The sequence below is a fragment of the Pseudomonas sp. S3_E10 genome, assembly GCF_054667615.1.
The window spans coordinates 3,281,047-3,295,763 of record NZ_CP162743.1 but is presented as its reverse complement, the minus strand read 5'-3'; the positions used below and the strand labels follow the sequence as shown (position 1 = coordinate 3,295,763).

The window sequence follows — 14,717 nt, the reverse complement described above, 5'->3', positions numbered from 1 at the left end:
GGGGATTTCTCCTGTTAGTGGGCGACGGCCGCAGCGCCGTGTTCGTCGATCAGCGCACCGTTGTGGAAACGGTCGATGGAAAAAGGTGCGGCCAATGGGTGCATTTCACCCTTGGCCAGGCTGGCGGCAAACACGTTGCCTGAGCCTGGGGTGGCCTTGAAGCCACCGGTGCCCCAACCGCAGTTGAAGAACATGTTCGGCACCGGGGTCTTGGAGATGATCGGGCAGGCGTCCGGCGTGGTGTCGACGATGCCGCCCCACTGGCGGTTCATGCGCACCCGCGACAGCACCGGGAACATCTCGACGATAGCCTGGATGGTGTGCTCGATCACCGGGTACGAACCACGCTGGCCGTAGCCGTTGTAGCCGTCGATACCGGCGCCGATCACCAGGTCGCCCTTGTCGGACTGGCTGATGTAACCGTGCACGGCGTTGGACATGATCACGCTGTCGATGATCGGCTTGATCGGCTCCGACACCAACGCTTGCAGCGGGTGGGATTCGATCGGCAGGCGAAAGCCCGCCAGCGAGGCCATGTGCCCGGAGTTACCGGCGGTGACCACGCCGACGCGCTTGGCGCCGATAAAACCCTTGTTGGTTTCCACACCGATGCACACGCCGTTTTCCTTACGGAACCCGATCACTTCGGTCTGCTGGATCAAGTCCACGCCGAGCGCGTCAGCGGCGCGGGCAAAGCCCCAGGCCACGGCATCGTGACGGGCCACGCCGCCGCGCCGTTGCACGGTGGCGCCGAGCACCGGGTAGCGGGTGTTCTTGGAGCAGTCCAGGTACGGGATCTCGTCGGCCACTTGCTTGGCGTTGAGCAGTTCGCCGTCCACGCCGTTGAGGCGGTTGGCGCTCACCCGGCGTTCGGAATCGCGGATGTCCTGCAAGGTGTGGCACAGGTTGTACACGCCACGCTGGGAGAACATCACGTTGTAGTTGAGGTCCTGGGACAGGCCTTCCCACAGTTTCATCGCGTGTTCGTACAGGTGCGCCGACTCATCCCACAGGTAGTTGGAGCGCACGATGGTGGTGTTGCGCGCGGTGTTGCCGCCGCCCAACCAGCCTTTTTCGACCACGGCCACGTTGGTGATGCCGTGCTCTTTGGCCAGGTAGTACGCGGTCGCCAGACCATGCCCGCCACCGCCGACGATGACCACGTCGTAGACCTTTTTCGGGGTCGGCGTGCGCCACATCTTCTGCCAGTTTTCGTGATGGCTGAGGGAGTGCTTGAAGAGGCCGAAGCCCGAGTAGCGTTGCATAGTCATTACTCCAAAACCGCGCTCAGCGATAAACCGGGAAATCAGCGCACAGGGCAGACACGTGCTTGGCCACGTTGGCCTCGACATCGGCGTCGCCGAGGTTGTCGAGGATGTCGCAGATCCAGCCGGCCAGTTCGATGCACTGCGGCACTTTGAAACCACGCGTGGTCACCGCCGGGGTACCGATACGCAGGCCCGAGGTCACGAACGGCGACTGCGGGTCATTCGGCACCGCGTTCTTGTTGACGGTGATGTGAGCGCGACCGAGGGCGGCGTCCGCCTCTTTGCCGGTCAAGCCCTGACGGATCAGGCTGACCAGGAACAGGTGGTTATCGGTGCCGCCGGACACTACATCGTAGCCGCGTTTGATAAACACGCTCGCCATGGCCTGGGCATTGTCGATCACTTGTTGCTGGTAGGCCTTGAAGCCTGGCTCCAGCGCTTCCTTGAAGCACACGGCCTTGCCGGCGATGACGTGCATCAGCGGGCCGCCCTGGGCGCCGGGGAATACGGCGGCGTTGAGTTTCTTTTCAATCGCTTCGTTGGCCTTGGCCAAAATCAGGCCGCCCCGTGGACCGCGCAGGGTCTTGTGGGTGGTGGTGGTGACCACGTCGGCGTACGGCAGCGGGTTCGGGTACAGGCCGGCGGCGACCAGGCCGGCGACGTGGGCCATGTCCACGAACAGCAACGCGCCTACTTTGTCGGCGATGGCGCGAAAGCGTGGGAAGTCCAGGGTCTTGGAGTAGGCGGAGAAACCGGCCACGATCATTTTCGGCTGGCACTCGACGGCCAGGCGCTCGACTTCGTCGTAGTCGATCAGGCCGGTATCGGTGTTGATGCCGTATTGCACCGCGTTGTACAGCTTGCCCGAGGACGACACTTTGGCGCCGTGGGTCAGGTGACCGCCGTGGGCCAGGCTCATGCCCAGGATGGTGTCGCCGGCATTGATCAGCGCCAGGTACACGGCGCTGTTGGCGGACGAACCGGAGTGCGGCTGCACGTTGGCGTAATCGGCGCCGAACAGCTGCTTGGCGCGTTCGATGGCCAGGGCCTCGACCTTGTCCACGTGCTCACAGCCGCCGTAGTAGCGCTTGCCCGGGTAGCCTTCGGCGTATTTGTTGGTGAGGCCGCTGCCTTGCGCTTCCATCACACGCTTGCTGGTGTAGTTCTCTGACGCGATCAGCTCGATATGATCTTCCTGACGCTGCTCCTCGGCGTTCATCGCCGCCAGCAGTGCATCGTCATAACCCTGGATCTGGTCTTTCTTGCTGAACATCGCGTCTCTCCCAGCCTTTCGTATTGTTGAGGCCCGTGCAGGGCCCTTTGATGCGATGGTAGGGCTGGCGCAGGCAGGTCAAATGCCTACGGACGCCACGCAAAGGTGCGTTTACGACATTCCCTCTGCGACGCAGAACAAATGTGGAACAGGCCGTGTGTGGGAGGGGGTCAGGCGATGATCTGGCGGGCGAGCAGCAGCAGGAGGAAATGCAGTGGATAAGCGGCATACGCCCAGCGGCGCATGGGCGGTGGCGCGACATGTTTGGCGTGTCGCAATAAGACCAAACCCACCCATGGCGCGATCAGACATGCGACCAACCCCAACAGCGCCACCGGCGTGCCGCTATTGAGCAGGGTTTGCCATTGGTTGGCGGCCACGCACACCAGGCCCGGTAGCAGGCAGAAATACCAAGGGCGGGTGAACACCAGCAGCATGGCCAACGGCAGCAATACACCAAATAAACCGAACATCAACTGCGCGCTGAACACACCCGCAAGCAACAGCGCAATCAGCGCCAACCCCCGACCAACAGGCGCCTTCTGCTGCCATCCTCTGGCAACCAGCAAACCCAGCGCCAGAGTCGGCAGCACATTCAACGTATCGGCATCCTCGATAAACAACCGGTATGGCACTTCGCTGAGCGCACTGAACAACAGCAACCAGCCCAGGTAGCGCCAGTGCCCGGCCAAGGGCGTATTTCGCACCCGCTGCACGTTAGCCGCAATCGCCAGGCAGAACCACGGGAACGCCAGGCGCCCCGGCACATACAAGCCATCGAGGCTCAAACCGACATAACGCAGGTGGTCCAGCACCATGCACACCAGCGCCAGCCACTTGAGCAGATCCAAAGCGCCGTCGCGGACACGTCCGACAGGCATCGTTGCAGTAGCGTGCATAATTCCCCACTGACTTTGCATTTACAGCGCGTGCGCACCCCAGCCAATGTTGGTTAAAGTGCGCACCAATATCGACCACAGGAATGGGCCATGACTGACAAGAGCCAACAATTCGCCAGCGACAACTATTCGGGCATCTGCCCGGAAGCCTGGGCCGCCATGGAACAAGCCAACCACGGCCATCAACGCGCCTATGGCGATGATGAGTGGACCCACCGCGCCGCCGACGGTTTCCGCAACCTGTTCGAAACCGACTGCGAAGTGTTCTTCGCCTTCAACGGCACCGCCGCCAACTCGCTGGCGCTGTCATCCTTGTGCCAGAGCTACCATAGCGTGATTTGCTCGGAAACCGCCCACGTCGAAACCGACGAATGCGGCGCGCCGGAGTTTTTCTCCAACGGCTCCAAGCTGCTCACCGCGCGCACCGAAAACGGCAAGCTGACCCCGGAGTCGATCCGCGAGATCGCCCTCAAGCGCCAGGACATCCACTACCCCAAGCCGCGCGTCGTCACGCTGACCCAGGCCACCGAAGTCGGCAGCGTCTACACCCCGGAAGAAATCCGCGCCATCAGCGCCACCTGCAAAGAACTGGGCCTGAACCTGCACATGGACGGCGCGCGTTTTTCCAACGCCTGCGCGTTCCTCGGCTGCTCACCGGCCGATCTGACCTGGAAAGCCGGGGTAGACGTGCTGTGTTTTGGCGGCACCAAGAACGGCATGGCCGTGGGCGAGGCGATTCTGTTCTTCAACCACACGCTGGCCGAAGACTTCGATTACCGCTGCAAACAAGCCGGCCAGCTCGCCTCGAAAATGCGCTTTTTGTCGGCCCCATGGGTGGGCCTGCTGGAAAACGACGCCTGGCTCAAACACGCCCGCCACGCCAACCACTGCGCCCAACTGCTGAGCAGCCTGGTGGCGGACATTCCCGGCGTGGAGCTGATGTTCCCGGTACAGGCCAACGGCGTGTTCCTGCAACTCTCGGAACCGGCTATTGCCGCGCTGACGGCCAAGGGCTGGCGCTTCTATACCTTCATCGGTAAAGGCGGCGCGCGGTTCATGTGTGCGTGGGACACCGAAGAAGAACGCGTGCGGGAACTGGCGGCGGACATTCGCGAAGTCATGGGCGCCTGACCCTCACGGATGAACGCAAATCAACCTGTGGGAAGGGCTTGCCCCCTCCCACATTGGGCGGTACCCGCTGTTAGAACTCGATACGCACGTCGCCCTTCGGCACGCTGCAGCACGACAGGATGTACCCCTCGGCCTCGTCTTCCTCGGTGATCCCGCCGTTGTGCTCCATCTCCACTTCCCCGCCCAGTTTCATCACCTTGCAGGTGCCGCAGATGCCCATGCCGCAGGCCTTGGGGATCATCAACCCGAGCTTGGCCGCCGCCGCATGCACGGTTTCGCCCGGTGCTACGCGGATGCTCTTGCCCGACGCAATGAACTCCACCTGATGCAGGTCCGCCAGGTCGACTTCCGGCGCATCCGCCGCTTGTTCGGCTTGCTCCACCGCATCGGCCCGCGCTTCCGGTGGCGTGGCGCCGAAGGATTCCTCGTGATAGCGCGCCATATCGAAACCGGCGGCTTCCAACAGGCGCTTGACTGCGCTCATGTAAGGCGTCGGACCGCAGCAGAACACTTCGCGCTCCAGGAAGTCCGGCACCATCAGTTCGAGCATCTTGTGGTTCAGGTAACCGCGATAACCGGCCCAGGGTTCACCCAGGCCGTGCTTTTCACAGATCAGGTGCAGGCTGAAGTTGTCGATCCGCGAGGCCATATGCTCCAGCTCGCGATGGTAGATGATGTCTTTGGGCGAGCGGGCGCTGTGCACAAACGTCATGTCGACGTTGGCGTTGGTGTCGTAGAACCAACGCGCCATGGACATCACCGGGGTGATACCCACGCCGCCGCTGAGGTACAACACTTTCGGACTTGGGAAGTCGATGGCGTTGAACAGCCCGACCGGGCCGTGTACCGCCAGCTCCTGGCCTTCGTGCAGCGTGTCGTGCAGCCAGTTGGAAACCCTGCCGCCGGGTACGCGCTTGATGGTCACCGAGAAGCTGTAAGGCACCGAAGGCGAGCTGGAAATGGTGTACGAGCGCATGATCGGCAGGCCTTCGATCTCAAGCTCCAGGGTGACGAATTGCCCCGGCTTGAAAAAGAACAGGATCGGCTGGTCGGCCATAAAGCAAAAGGTGCGCACGTCCCAGGTTTCCTGGATGACTTTGACGCAACGGACGATGTGCCGACCATTGGCCCAGGTCTGGGTGGTTACCGGATTCAGGAAGCTGTTGGACATGCTGATTCTCCACTGCCGATGTTCGGCTTTATGGTGGCGATTCTGCGTAACGCGAGAACCACCCATTTACCTATCTGCGACATTCACATACTTATCGCGACCAGCCCCCAACTACCGGGGCTTGCGCGTCGGGATCAGATTGGGCCATGTCGCCCATGGATAAGGTTCGAGGCAACCGCAGGCCCACACTCGCTGCCAACGACAACGCTTTCTTTACGCCTTGCATTGCAACAACCGTAGCCACTATTCGCCGGCCACACAGAATGGCCATGAGGACATACACGATGGACGTCACCGCAACCTTAAGCTTGGGCGATCCGCTGGAACCCGCACGCAAGGCCACCGCGCAGATGCTGCAAGAGCGCGAGCGCACCTTTTCGCTGCCGCAGCCGTTTTACTCTGATGAGCGGCTGTTTGATATCGACATGCAGGAGATCTTCCAGAAAGAGTGGCTGATCGCTGGCATGACCTGCGAGATCCCCACCAAGGGCAACTACCTGACCCTGCAAGTGGGCAAGAACCCGATCATCGTGATCCGTGGCGCCGACGGCGTGGTGCATGCGTTTCACAACGTGTGCCGCCACCGTGGCTCGCGCCTGTGCACCAGCGACAAGGGCAAGGTCGCCAAGCTCGTTTGCCACTACCACCAGTGGACCTACGAACTGGACGGCCGCCTGTTGTTCGCCGGCACCGAGATGGGCGCCGACTTCGACATGAAGCAATACGGCCTTAAACCGGTGAACGTGAAGACCGCCGGCGGCTACATCTTCATCAGCCTGGCCGAGAACCCGCCGGCCATCGATGACTTCCTGTCGACACTGAACCATTACATGGAACCGTACGACATGGAGAACACCAAGGTGGCCATTCAAACCACCTTGTTCGAGAAAGCCAACTGGAAACTGGTGCTGGAAAACAACCGCGAGTGCTACCACTGCAATGCCTCGCACCCGGAATTGCTGAAAACCCTGCTGGAATGGGATGACGTCACCGACCCACGCGCCGACCAGGCGTTCAAGGACCACGTCGCCGCCTCCGCCGCCGCCTGGGATGCCGAAAAAATCCCTTACGCCCACGCCAGCTTCGGCCTGCGTAACCGCATCGTGCGCATGCCGCTGCTCAAAGGCACCGTGTCGATGACCCTGGACGGCAAACAAGGCTGCGCCAAGCTCATGGGTCGCATCAAGAACCCGGACCTGGGCTCGATGCGCATCCTGCACCTGCCGCACTCGTGGAACCACTGCATGGGCGATCACATCATTGTGTTCACCGTGTGGCCGATCAGCGCCCAGGAAACCATGGTCACCACCAAGTGGATCGTCCACAAGGACGCCGTCGAAGGCGTGGACTATGACGTGGAGCGCATGCGCCAGGTGTGGGACGCCACCAACGACCAGGACCGTCGCCTGGCCGAAGAGAACCAGCGCGGCATCAACTCCACCGCCTACCAGCCTGGCCCGTACTCCAAGACCTATGAGTTCGGCGTGGTGAACTTTGTGGACTGGTACAGCGAACGCATGCTGAGCAACCTGGGTGCGGCGCCCGCGCCTTACCTCAAAGGCATAGCCGCCCACGAGTGAGGCCGCGACTGTCGGGGCTCTGGCTGTACAAAAAACAGCCAAAGCCCTCACAGCCCTGTTTAACCCTGGCCTGCAGCCGTTACCCAACAACTTATCCACAGAGCCACCCACAGCAATTGTGGGCAACTGCTTCCCTGCGCAAAAATTAACTGAAGAAAATCCGTGACTTATTCAAGTTTCAGGGTTTCCAGTGCGCCTGATCACTTATTGATCAATTGCTTGTAACCCACGAATAACGTGGGTCACAGCGGTGCGCGAACACCTTATCCACAGAAGCACCAACAGACTTTGGGGGCAACTTCGGCGGCATTGTGGAAAACCCGCTGGAAGCGTCATAAACCGAGGCTTTGCGGACCATCAAACGGTTAAAACTGCTTATTTGATCAAAATATGATCAAAGCTCTGCAAGCCTTTGTTTATAAGGGCTACACGCGACAGCAAACATCTTATCCACAGAAGCGCCAACAGACTTTGGGGGCAAGTCTGCGCCGTGCGCTGGGGAAAAACCCATGAAAAACCGTGAGTTAGCCTGGTTATTTTTTGTACGGGGGGCTGGAGCGCTTGATTCATATAGGCTGTGGGCAGCCGCGAACAGGTTATCCACAGGCGGATCAACAGGCATTGTGGGTAAACTCCACAACCCTGTGGGAGAGGGCTTGCCCCTCCCACGGTGGATCAGCGGACGACGCCCTCTTCTATGAGCAGCTTGAGAATGGCTTGCGCGCCCTCTTCGGGGCTCAGCCCCTTGAGCACCTGCCCACCGCCGCCGCTGGCCTTGGCCGTGGCGGCTTTCATACGGTCGGCACCGCTCTTGGCCTTGATCACCTTGAGGCGCTTGGGCCGAGGCTTGGCCGGTTGCAGCACCGCGCCTGTGAATAACTCGTCTTCTTCAACTTCAACTTCATGGGCCGCCAGCTCACCGCGTTGCGCCGGGCCGTACGCGCTTTGCCGGGGCTTGGGCGCCGCGTTATCCACCGTCGCCAAAAACGGCAAACGTACCTTCAAGCGCCGCCGCTGACCGCGCGGCAAGGCCTGCAGCACGTGGGCTACGCCACCTTCGATCGACTCGACCTGAGCCAGCCCCACAATCAACGGCCAGCCCAATTGCTCGGCCAGCAGGAACGGCAGCATGCCCGAGCCTTCGCCGGTTTCCGCCTGGCTGCCGGTGAGCACCACCTGCGCACCAGCCTCGCGTAAATAGTCGCTGAGCACCGGCAATGCGTCGGCACCGGCCGGTTGTTCGAGTACATGCAGGTGTGGCAGCCCCATGCCCAGGTAGCTGCGCAACGTGGGTTCGGCGATGTTGCCGGCGTGCAGCACCTGCAACTTATCCCCAGCCATCTGCAGGCCCAATTCCACGGCACGCGCATCTTGCTCCGCGCGCCGTGGGCGACCCGAGGTGGGGTGGGCACCGATGGACACCAGGCTGATTACATTGGTCGTCATGGCCATATCCTTTGCTTAAGCCGCATCGCGCTTGGCGCCGTTGCGGTAGGCCTCGACCGCATCGATCAAGGCTTGCAGTATCGCGGCGCTTTCGCCGATCACCGACAGGTCGGCACGCTTGATCATGTCGCAACCGGGGTCGAGGTTGATCGCCACCACCTTGTCGCAGGCACCAATGCCTTGCAGGTGCTGGATCGCCCCGGAAATCCCCACGGCCACATATACCCGCGCCGTCACCCAGGTGCCACTGGCGCCCACCTGCCGGTCACGCGCCATAAAGCCATCGTCCACCGCGACCCGCGAGGCGCCTTCGGTGGCGCCGAGCGCGGCGGCGGTCTGGTGGAACAGTGCCCAGTCCTTCACGCCATTGCCGCCGGAAAAAATGAATTCCGCCTCGGCCATTGGGATCGCCGCCGGGTCCACCGCCACCGCGCCGAGGTCTTCGATACGCGGCAGGCTGCGGGCCAGGGTTGTGGATAACTCCACGGGCAGTACTTCGTGGCGGGTTTCGCTGACCGGATCGGCGCATTCCACGGCAGCCAGGATCAAGCGCGGTAATGGCCGCGCCACGTCTTGCTGGCCCGCACCGGCGCGGCCGATGCACTCCTCGCCCTTGATCTGCCACACCCGTGTGGCTGGGCGTTCCTTGAGGCTGGCGGCAAAACGCCGACCCAACTCGCCCCCGCCGCTACGGCTGTCGGGCAACAGCCAGTGGCGCGGGTTGAACTGGTTATCCACAGCGCGCAGACCCTGCACGCGTTGCTCAGGTGAATAACCTTCGAATTCGTGACCTTCGAGGACCAGCAGGCGGTCGACGCCGGCGGTGGCGAACGCGCTCTCCTTGTGCTCACCAAACACCACCGCCAACACCGCGCCGTCGTCACCGGCCAGTTGCCGCGCCAGGCCCAGCAGGTCGCGGTCGTGACTGCTCAGGCGGCCGCCGACCATGTCCGGCACTACGTTGATGTAGAACGCAGGCGCCGGCACCTGATGCAGCGGCAATTGCACCTCTACCGCAGCGCTGCGTTTGGCCGCGCCGCCCTGCTGGGCGCCGCTGCGGTCGATACGCTTGATGCCGTTGGGGCCGATAAAACCCACGCCATGCACGTTTTTGCGGACAACGCCGTTAGGCCCCATCCAGCTGTGTTGCGCCGGCTGCATCGCCGCGTGCAGCGGGTGCAGACGGTTACGGGCGATCCATTCGGCACGGGGGTCGCGGCGGATAATGTCGCTCATCAGTGCACCTCCGCTGGTTCACGTTTAGGCGCTTTCGCCGGTGTGGGTTCTTCAAGCAAGGCGTCGGCCACCAGTTCGGCAATGTCTTTGATCAATGGGCGGGGTTCGACCACACCTTCAAGCATCGCGGTGCATTGCGGGCAACCCACGGCCACCAGTTCGGCGCCGGTTTCGCGGATGTCTTCCATGCGCATGTCCGGGATCCGTTGCTTGCCGGGAATGTCGGTGATCGGCGCGCCGCCGCCACCGCCGCAGCAACGCGAACGGAAGCCCGAGCGCTGCATTTCCTTGACCTCAATGCCCAACGCACGCAGCACTTGGCGCGGCGCCTCGTACTCACCGTTGTAACGGCCCAGGTAGCACGGGTCGTGGTAAGTCACGCTGTTGCCTTTGTGCTGGCCCAGGTTCAGCGCACCGTCGCCGATCAGCTCGGCCATGAAGGTGCTGTGATGCTGCACGAGGTAGTTGCCGTTGAAGGCGCCGTATTCGTTTTTCAGCACATGGAAACTGTGCGGGTCGCAGGTGACGATGCGTTTGAAGCTGTATTTGGCCAGGGTCTGGATATTGCGCGAAGCCAGCAATTGGAAGGTCGCTTCATCGCCCAGGCGTCGCGCCACGTCGCCGCTGTCGCGTTCTTCCAGGCCGAGTACGGCGAAGTCGACCTTGGCCGCCTTCAGTACCTTGACGAAAGCGCGCAGGGTGCGCTGGTTGCGCATGTCGAAGGCACCGTCACCGACCCAGAACAGCACGTCGCAACTGCCTTTGTCGCTGAGCAACGGCAGGTTCAAATCCGCCGCCCAGTTCAGGCGACCGCCCGGCGCGAAACCGCCGGGGTTGTCGGTGGCGATCAGGTTTTCGAGGACTTCGGCACCCTTGTTTGGCGTGGCGCCTTTTTCCAGGGTGAGATGGCGGCGCATGTCGACGATGGCGTCCACGTGCTCGATCATCATCGGGCACTCTTCCACGCAGGCGCGGCAGGTGGTGCACGACCACAGGGTCTCGGCGTCCACCAAACCATTGACGATCGGCTGGTGCGGGTTGCCGCCGTGCTCGCCGATCGGTTTGCCAGGGTACGGGCTGCCGGCGAACTTGGCATCGGTGCCACCGGCCAGGCCGACCACCATGTCCTGGATGAGTTTTTTCGGGTTCAGCGGCTGGCCGGCGGCAAACGCCGGGCACGCCGCTTCGCACTTGCCGCACTGCACGCAGGCATCAAAGCCGAGCAGTTGGTTCCAGGTGAAATCCTTGGGTTTTTCCACCCCCAGGGGCGCGGTTTTATCGCTCAGGTCCAGCGGCTTCAAACCGGTGGAACGGCCGCCGCCGAAGCGCTCGGCACGGCGGTGCCAGGCCAGGTGCAGGGCACCGGCGAAGGCGTGTTTCATCGGCCCGCCCCAGGTCATGCCGAAGAACATCTCGGACACGCCCCACAGCACGCCCACACCGAGCAGCGCCGCGAGCAACCAGCCGCCGAAGTCCGCCGGCAGAATCCCGGCCACCGGCAAGGTCACCAGGAAGAAGCTCACCGAGAACGCCAGCAGGCTTTTCGGCAGGCGCATCCAGGGGCCTTTGGACAGGCGCGCGGGTGGGTTGCGGCGGCGCAGGTACATGAAGATCGCGCCGACAAACATCAATGTCGACGCCAACAGCAGCGCGTAGCCAAGAATGCGACTTTGCAGGCCGAAACCGTGTACCAGGATCGCCAGCAGCGCCGACAGCACAAAACCCAACGCCGTGGCGACGTGGGTATTGGCGATGTATTTGTCGCGGGCGACCACGTGGTGCAGGTCGACCATATAGCGCTTGGGCATGGCCAGCAGGCCGCCCAGCAGGTCGACTTTGGAGGCGCGGCCACGGCGCCACATGTTCACGCGGCGCAGGGCGCCGAGGACGGCGAGGCCCAGGGCGGCAAACAGGAGAATAGGCAGCAAGGTGTTCAACATGGTGAAGCTCCCACAGACCACACAAAACTAATGTGGGAGGGGGCTTGCCCCCGATAGCGGTGGGTCAGCTACAGCTGTATCAACTGACACTCCGCCATCGGGGGCAAGCCCCCTCCCACATTTGAACCCAGTCGGGTCAGAAATCCTTGCACAAGCGCAGGGCGTCATAGATGGCGGCGTGGGTATTACGCTGCGCCACACAGTCACCGATGCGGAACAGCAAGTACCCCTCGCCCGCCTCGCTCAGGCACGGCTGCGGCTTGATCGCGAACAGCGCTTCGACGTCGATCTGGCCCTTGTTGCGCGAGCCTTCCTTGAGCCCGTAGTAAATGGCCTCGTCCGGACGCACGCCGTTCTCCACTACCACCTGGTCGACCACCCGTTCTTCCTTGGCGCCGGTGTATTCGTTCTCCAGCACCGCCACCAGCTTGTCACCCTCGCGATAGACCTTCTCCAGCATCATGTCGCCGGTCATGATCACTTCCTTGGGGTACATGCTGCGGTAGTAGGTGGGGAACGACGTACCGCCAATGGCAACGCCCGGCTTGATGTCGTCGGTGACGATCTCCACCTGGCAGCCTTTGTCGGCCAGGAAGTCGGCCACCGACATGCCGGTGAATTCGCAGATGGTGTCGTACACCAGCACGTTCTTGCCCGGCGCGACTTTGCCGTCGAGCACGTCCCAACTGCTCACCACTAAACCTTCGGCGGCGCCCCAGTGTTCGTTCTGCTCGATAAACGGGTGCCCGCCGACCGCCAGCACGACCACGTCCGGACGCAGGTCCAGGATGGTGTCTGCATCGGCCGCCACGCCCAGGCGCAGGTCGACTTTCAAGCGCGCCAGTTCCAGCTGGAACCAGCGCGTGATGCCGGCAATCTGGTCGCGCTGCGGCGCTTTGGAAGCCGTGGTGATTTGCCCGCCGATAAATTCTTTTTTCTCCAGCAAGGTCACGTCGTGGCCACGCTCGGCGGCGACGCGCGCCGCTTCCATCCCGGCTGGGCCGGCACCGACCACCACGACTTTGCGCTTGGGCCCGGTGGATTTTTCGATGATGTGCGGCACGCCCATGTATTCACGGGAGGTCGCGGCGTTCTGGATGCACAGCACGTCCAGGCCCTGATACTGGCGGTCAATGCAGTAGTTGGCGCCGACACACTGCTTGATCTGGTCGATCTGACCCATCTTGATCTTGGCGATCAGGTGCGGGTCGGCGATGTGCGCACGGGTCATGCCGACCATGTCCACATAGCCGCCTTCCAGAATCCGCGTGGCCTGGTTCGGGTCCTTGATGTTCTGCGCGTGCAGCACCGGGACCTTGACCACTTCCTTGATGCCGGCCGCCAGGTGCAGGAACGGCTCCGGCGGGTAACTCATGTTCGGGATCACGTTGGCCAGGGTGTTGTGGGTGTCGCAACCCGAGCCCACCACACCGATGAAGTCGAGCATGCCGGTGTCGTCGTAGTACTTGGCGATCTGCTTCATGTCCTCGTGGGACAGGCCGTCCGGATGGAACTCGTCGCCGCACAGGCGCATGCCCACGCAGAAGTCATCGCCCACTTCGGCACGCACGGCCTTGAGTACTTCCAGGCCGAACTTCATGCGGCCTTCAAAGCTGCCGCCCCATTCGTCGGTACGCTTGTTGACCCGCGGGCTCCAGAACTGGTCGATCATGTGCTGGTGCACCGCGGACAGTTCCACACCGTCCAGGCCGCCGGCCTTGGCCCGGCGCGCAGCCTGGGCGTAGTTGCCGATCACGCGCCAGATCTCTTCCGGCTCGATGGTCTTGCAGGTAGCGCGGTGCACCGGCTCGCGCACGCCGGACGGCGACATCAGGGTCGGCCAGTTGAAGCCGTCCCAACGCGAGCGACGGCCCATGTGGGTAATCTGGATCATGATCTTGGCGCCATGCTTGTGCATGGCGTCGGCCAGGTTCTGGAAGTGCGGGATGATGCGGTCGGTGGACAGGTTCACCGAGCTCCACCATTCCTGGGGGCTGTCGATGGCCACCACCGAGGAGCCGCCGCAGATCGCCAGGCCGATACCGCCCTTGGCTTTCTCTTCGTAGTACTTCACGTAGCGGTCAGTGGTCATGCCGCCGTCGGTGGCATACACCTCGGCATGGGCAGTACTGAGTACGCGGTTGCGGATAGTCAGTTTGCCGATCTGGATCGGCTGGAACATTGCTTCGAAAGCCATGGCACGGTCCTCGGCTTACAACGGCTTGACGGTGAACAGGCCGGAATCAAAGCCCTCTTCGGAGCCTCCGTAGACTTGTTCGGCGACGGTGCGGATCTTGCTGCCACGGGCTTCCAGGATCTGGTCCATGGCACCGGCAAACCAGCCGGTGAACATGTAGTCGACCTTGCGCCCGACCTTGCCGTACACATAGACGAATGCCGAGTGCTCAAGCGTGACGCTGGCGGTGCCTTTGTCGAGGTCGATGTCCTGGATCTTGAACAGGCCCCAGCCGCGTTGCGACAGGCGCTTCATGTAGTGCTCGAACACCGCGACGCCTTCCAGGCCGTGGCACTCGGCTTCTTTTTCACACCAGTGCCAGGCGGACTTGTAGCCGGCCTTGTAGAGAATCTCGGCGTAGGCGTCGGCGCCCAGTACTTCTTCGATGCCCATGTGGTTGTTGACGAAGAAATGGCGCGGCACGTACAGCATCGGCAGGGCGTCGGAGGTCCAGACACCGGTTTCGCTGTCGACTTCGATTGGCAATTGCGGGGCGATCTTGGCCATGGAAACTTAACTCCAGAAAATTCGTTTTGA

At 62.3% G+C, this 14,717-nt stretch carries 11 protein-coding genes; 2 read left to right on the top strand and 9 right to left on the bottom strand.

Annotated features, from left to right (window positions below):
- Positions 1-14: 14 nt before the first annotated feature.
- From AB4N98_RS14985 to AB4N98_RS14975, 3 genes are all read right to left on the bottom strand, one after another.
- A complete protein-coding gene (locus tag AB4N98_RS14985; RefSeq protein ID WP_010207084.1) occupies positions 15-1,265 on the bottom strand; it encodes a sarcosine oxidase subunit beta in 1,251 nt (416 codons plus the stop codon).
- Between the two features lie 22 nt (positions 1,266-1,287).
- Positions 1,288-2,541, bottom strand: a complete 1,254-nt coding sequence (glyA, locus tag AB4N98_RS14980) for a serine hydroxymethyltransferase (RefSeq protein ID WP_065879357.1) — start codon at positions 2,539-2,541, stop codon at positions 1,288-1,290.
- Between the two features lie 170 nt (positions 2,542-2,711).
- A complete protein-coding gene (locus AB4N98_RS14975; RefSeq protein ID WP_065879356.1) occupies positions 2,712-3,440 on the bottom strand; it encodes a TraX family protein in 729 nt (242 codons plus the stop codon).
- Positions 3,441-3,530: 90 nt separating this feature from the next.
- Between AB4N98_RS14975 and AB4N98_RS14970 the strand changes: the two genes are divergently transcribed.
- Entirely contained in the window at positions 3,531-4,571 is a 1,041-nt protein-coding gene (locus AB4N98_RS14970) for a threonine aldolase family protein (protein ID WP_017530744.1), read from the top strand.
- Between the two features lie 70 nt (positions 4,572-4,641).
- On the opposite strand, the gene gbcB is transcribed toward AB4N98_RS14970, so the two are convergent.
- Positions 4,642-5,742, bottom strand: coding sequence for a glycine-betaine demethylase subunit GbcB (gene gbcB / locus AB4N98_RS14965; RefSeq protein WP_135196582.1), 1,101 nt, complete (start codon positions 5,740-5,742; stop codon positions 4,642-4,644).
- 284 nt (positions 5,743-6,026) lie between these two features.
- Here gbcB and gbcA point away from each other — a divergent pair, with 284 nt between their 5' ends.
- Positions 6,027-7,322: a glycine-betaine demethylase subunit GbcA gene (gbcA, locus tag AB4N98_RS14960; protein WP_017530742.1), complete on the top strand. Its 1,296-nt coding sequence runs from the start codon at positions 6,027-6,029 to the stop codon at positions 7,320-7,322.
- Positions 7,323-7,997: 675 nt separating this feature from the next.
- Here the strand turns inward: gbcA and etfB are convergent.
- From etfB to AB4N98_RS14935, 5 genes are all read right to left on the bottom strand, one after another.
- On the bottom strand, positions 7,998-8,768 hold the full coding sequence (gene etfB, locus AB4N98_RS14955) for an electron transfer flavoprotein subunit beta (protein WP_017530741.1): 771 nt from the start codon (positions 8,766-8,768) through the stop codon (positions 7,998-8,000).
- 15 nt (positions 8,769-8,783) lie between these two features.
- Positions 8,784-10,004, bottom strand: a complete 1,221-nt coding sequence (gene etfA / locus AB4N98_RS14950; protein ID WP_017530740.1) for an electron transfer flavoprotein subunit alpha — start codon at positions 10,002-10,004, stop codon at positions 8,784-8,786.
- On the bottom strand, positions 10,004-11,944 hold the full coding sequence (gene dgcB / locus AB4N98_RS14945; protein ID WP_017530739.1) for a dimethylglycine demethylation protein DgcB: 1,941 nt from the start codon (positions 11,942-11,944) through the stop codon (positions 10,004-10,006). The genes etfA and dgcB overlap by 1 nt, the downstream gene beginning before the upstream one ends.
- Before the next feature lie 136 nt (positions 11,945-12,080).
- Entirely contained in the window at positions 12,081-14,141 is a 2,061-nt protein-coding gene (dgcA, locus tag AB4N98_RS14940) for a dimethylglycine demethylation protein DgcA (protein ID WP_017531061.1), read from the bottom strand.
- 15 nt (positions 14,142-14,156) lie between these two features.
- Entirely contained in the window at positions 14,157-14,687 is a 531-nt protein-coding gene (locus AB4N98_RS14935) for a DUF5943 domain-containing protein (RefSeq protein ID WP_017531060.1), read from the bottom strand.
- Positions 14,688-14,717: the final 30 nt, after the last annotated feature.

Bases quoted from the DNA above. Each gene is read 5' to 3' on its own strand.
- AB4N98_RS14985 (WP_010207084.1), bottom strand. From the start codon at position 1,265: ATGCAACGCTACTCGGGCTTCGGCCTCTTCAAGCACTCCCTCAGCCAT.
- glyA (WP_065879357.1), bottom strand. From the start codon at position 2,541: ATGTTCAGCAAGAAAGACCAGATCCAGGGTTATGACGATGCACTGCTG.
- AB4N98_RS14975 (WP_065879356.1), bottom strand. From the start codon at position 3,440: ATGCACGCTACTGCAACGATGCCTGTCGGACGTGTCCGCGACGGCGCT.
- AB4N98_RS14970 (WP_017530744.1), top strand. From the start codon at position 3,531: ATGACTGACAAGAGCCAACAATTCGCCAGCGACAACTATTCGGGCATC.
- gbcB (WP_135196582.1), bottom strand. From the start codon at position 5,742: ATGTCCAACAGCTTCCTGAATCCGGTAACCACCCAGACCTGGGCCAAT.
- gbcA (WP_017530742.1), top strand. From the start codon at position 6,027: ATGGACGTCACCGCAACCTTAAGCTTGGGCGATCCGCTGGAACCCGCA.
- etfB (WP_017530741.1), bottom strand. From the start codon at position 8,768: ATGACGACCAATGTAATCAGCCTGGTGTCCATCGGTGCCCACCCCACC.
- etfA (WP_017530740.1), bottom strand. From the start codon at position 10,004: ATGAGCGACATTATCCGCCGCGACCCCCGTGCCGAATGGATCGCCCGT.
- dgcB (WP_017530739.1), bottom strand. From the start codon at position 11,944: ATGTTGAACACCTTGCTGCCTATTCTCCTGTTTGCCGCCCTGGGCCTC.
- dgcA (WP_017531061.1), bottom strand. From the start codon at position 14,141: ATGGCTTTCGAAGCAATGTTCCAGCCGATCCAGATCGGCAAACTGACT.
- AB4N98_RS14935 (WP_017531060.1), bottom strand. From the start codon at position 14,687: ATGGCCAAGATCGCCCCGCAATTGCCAATCGAAGTCGACAGCGAAACC.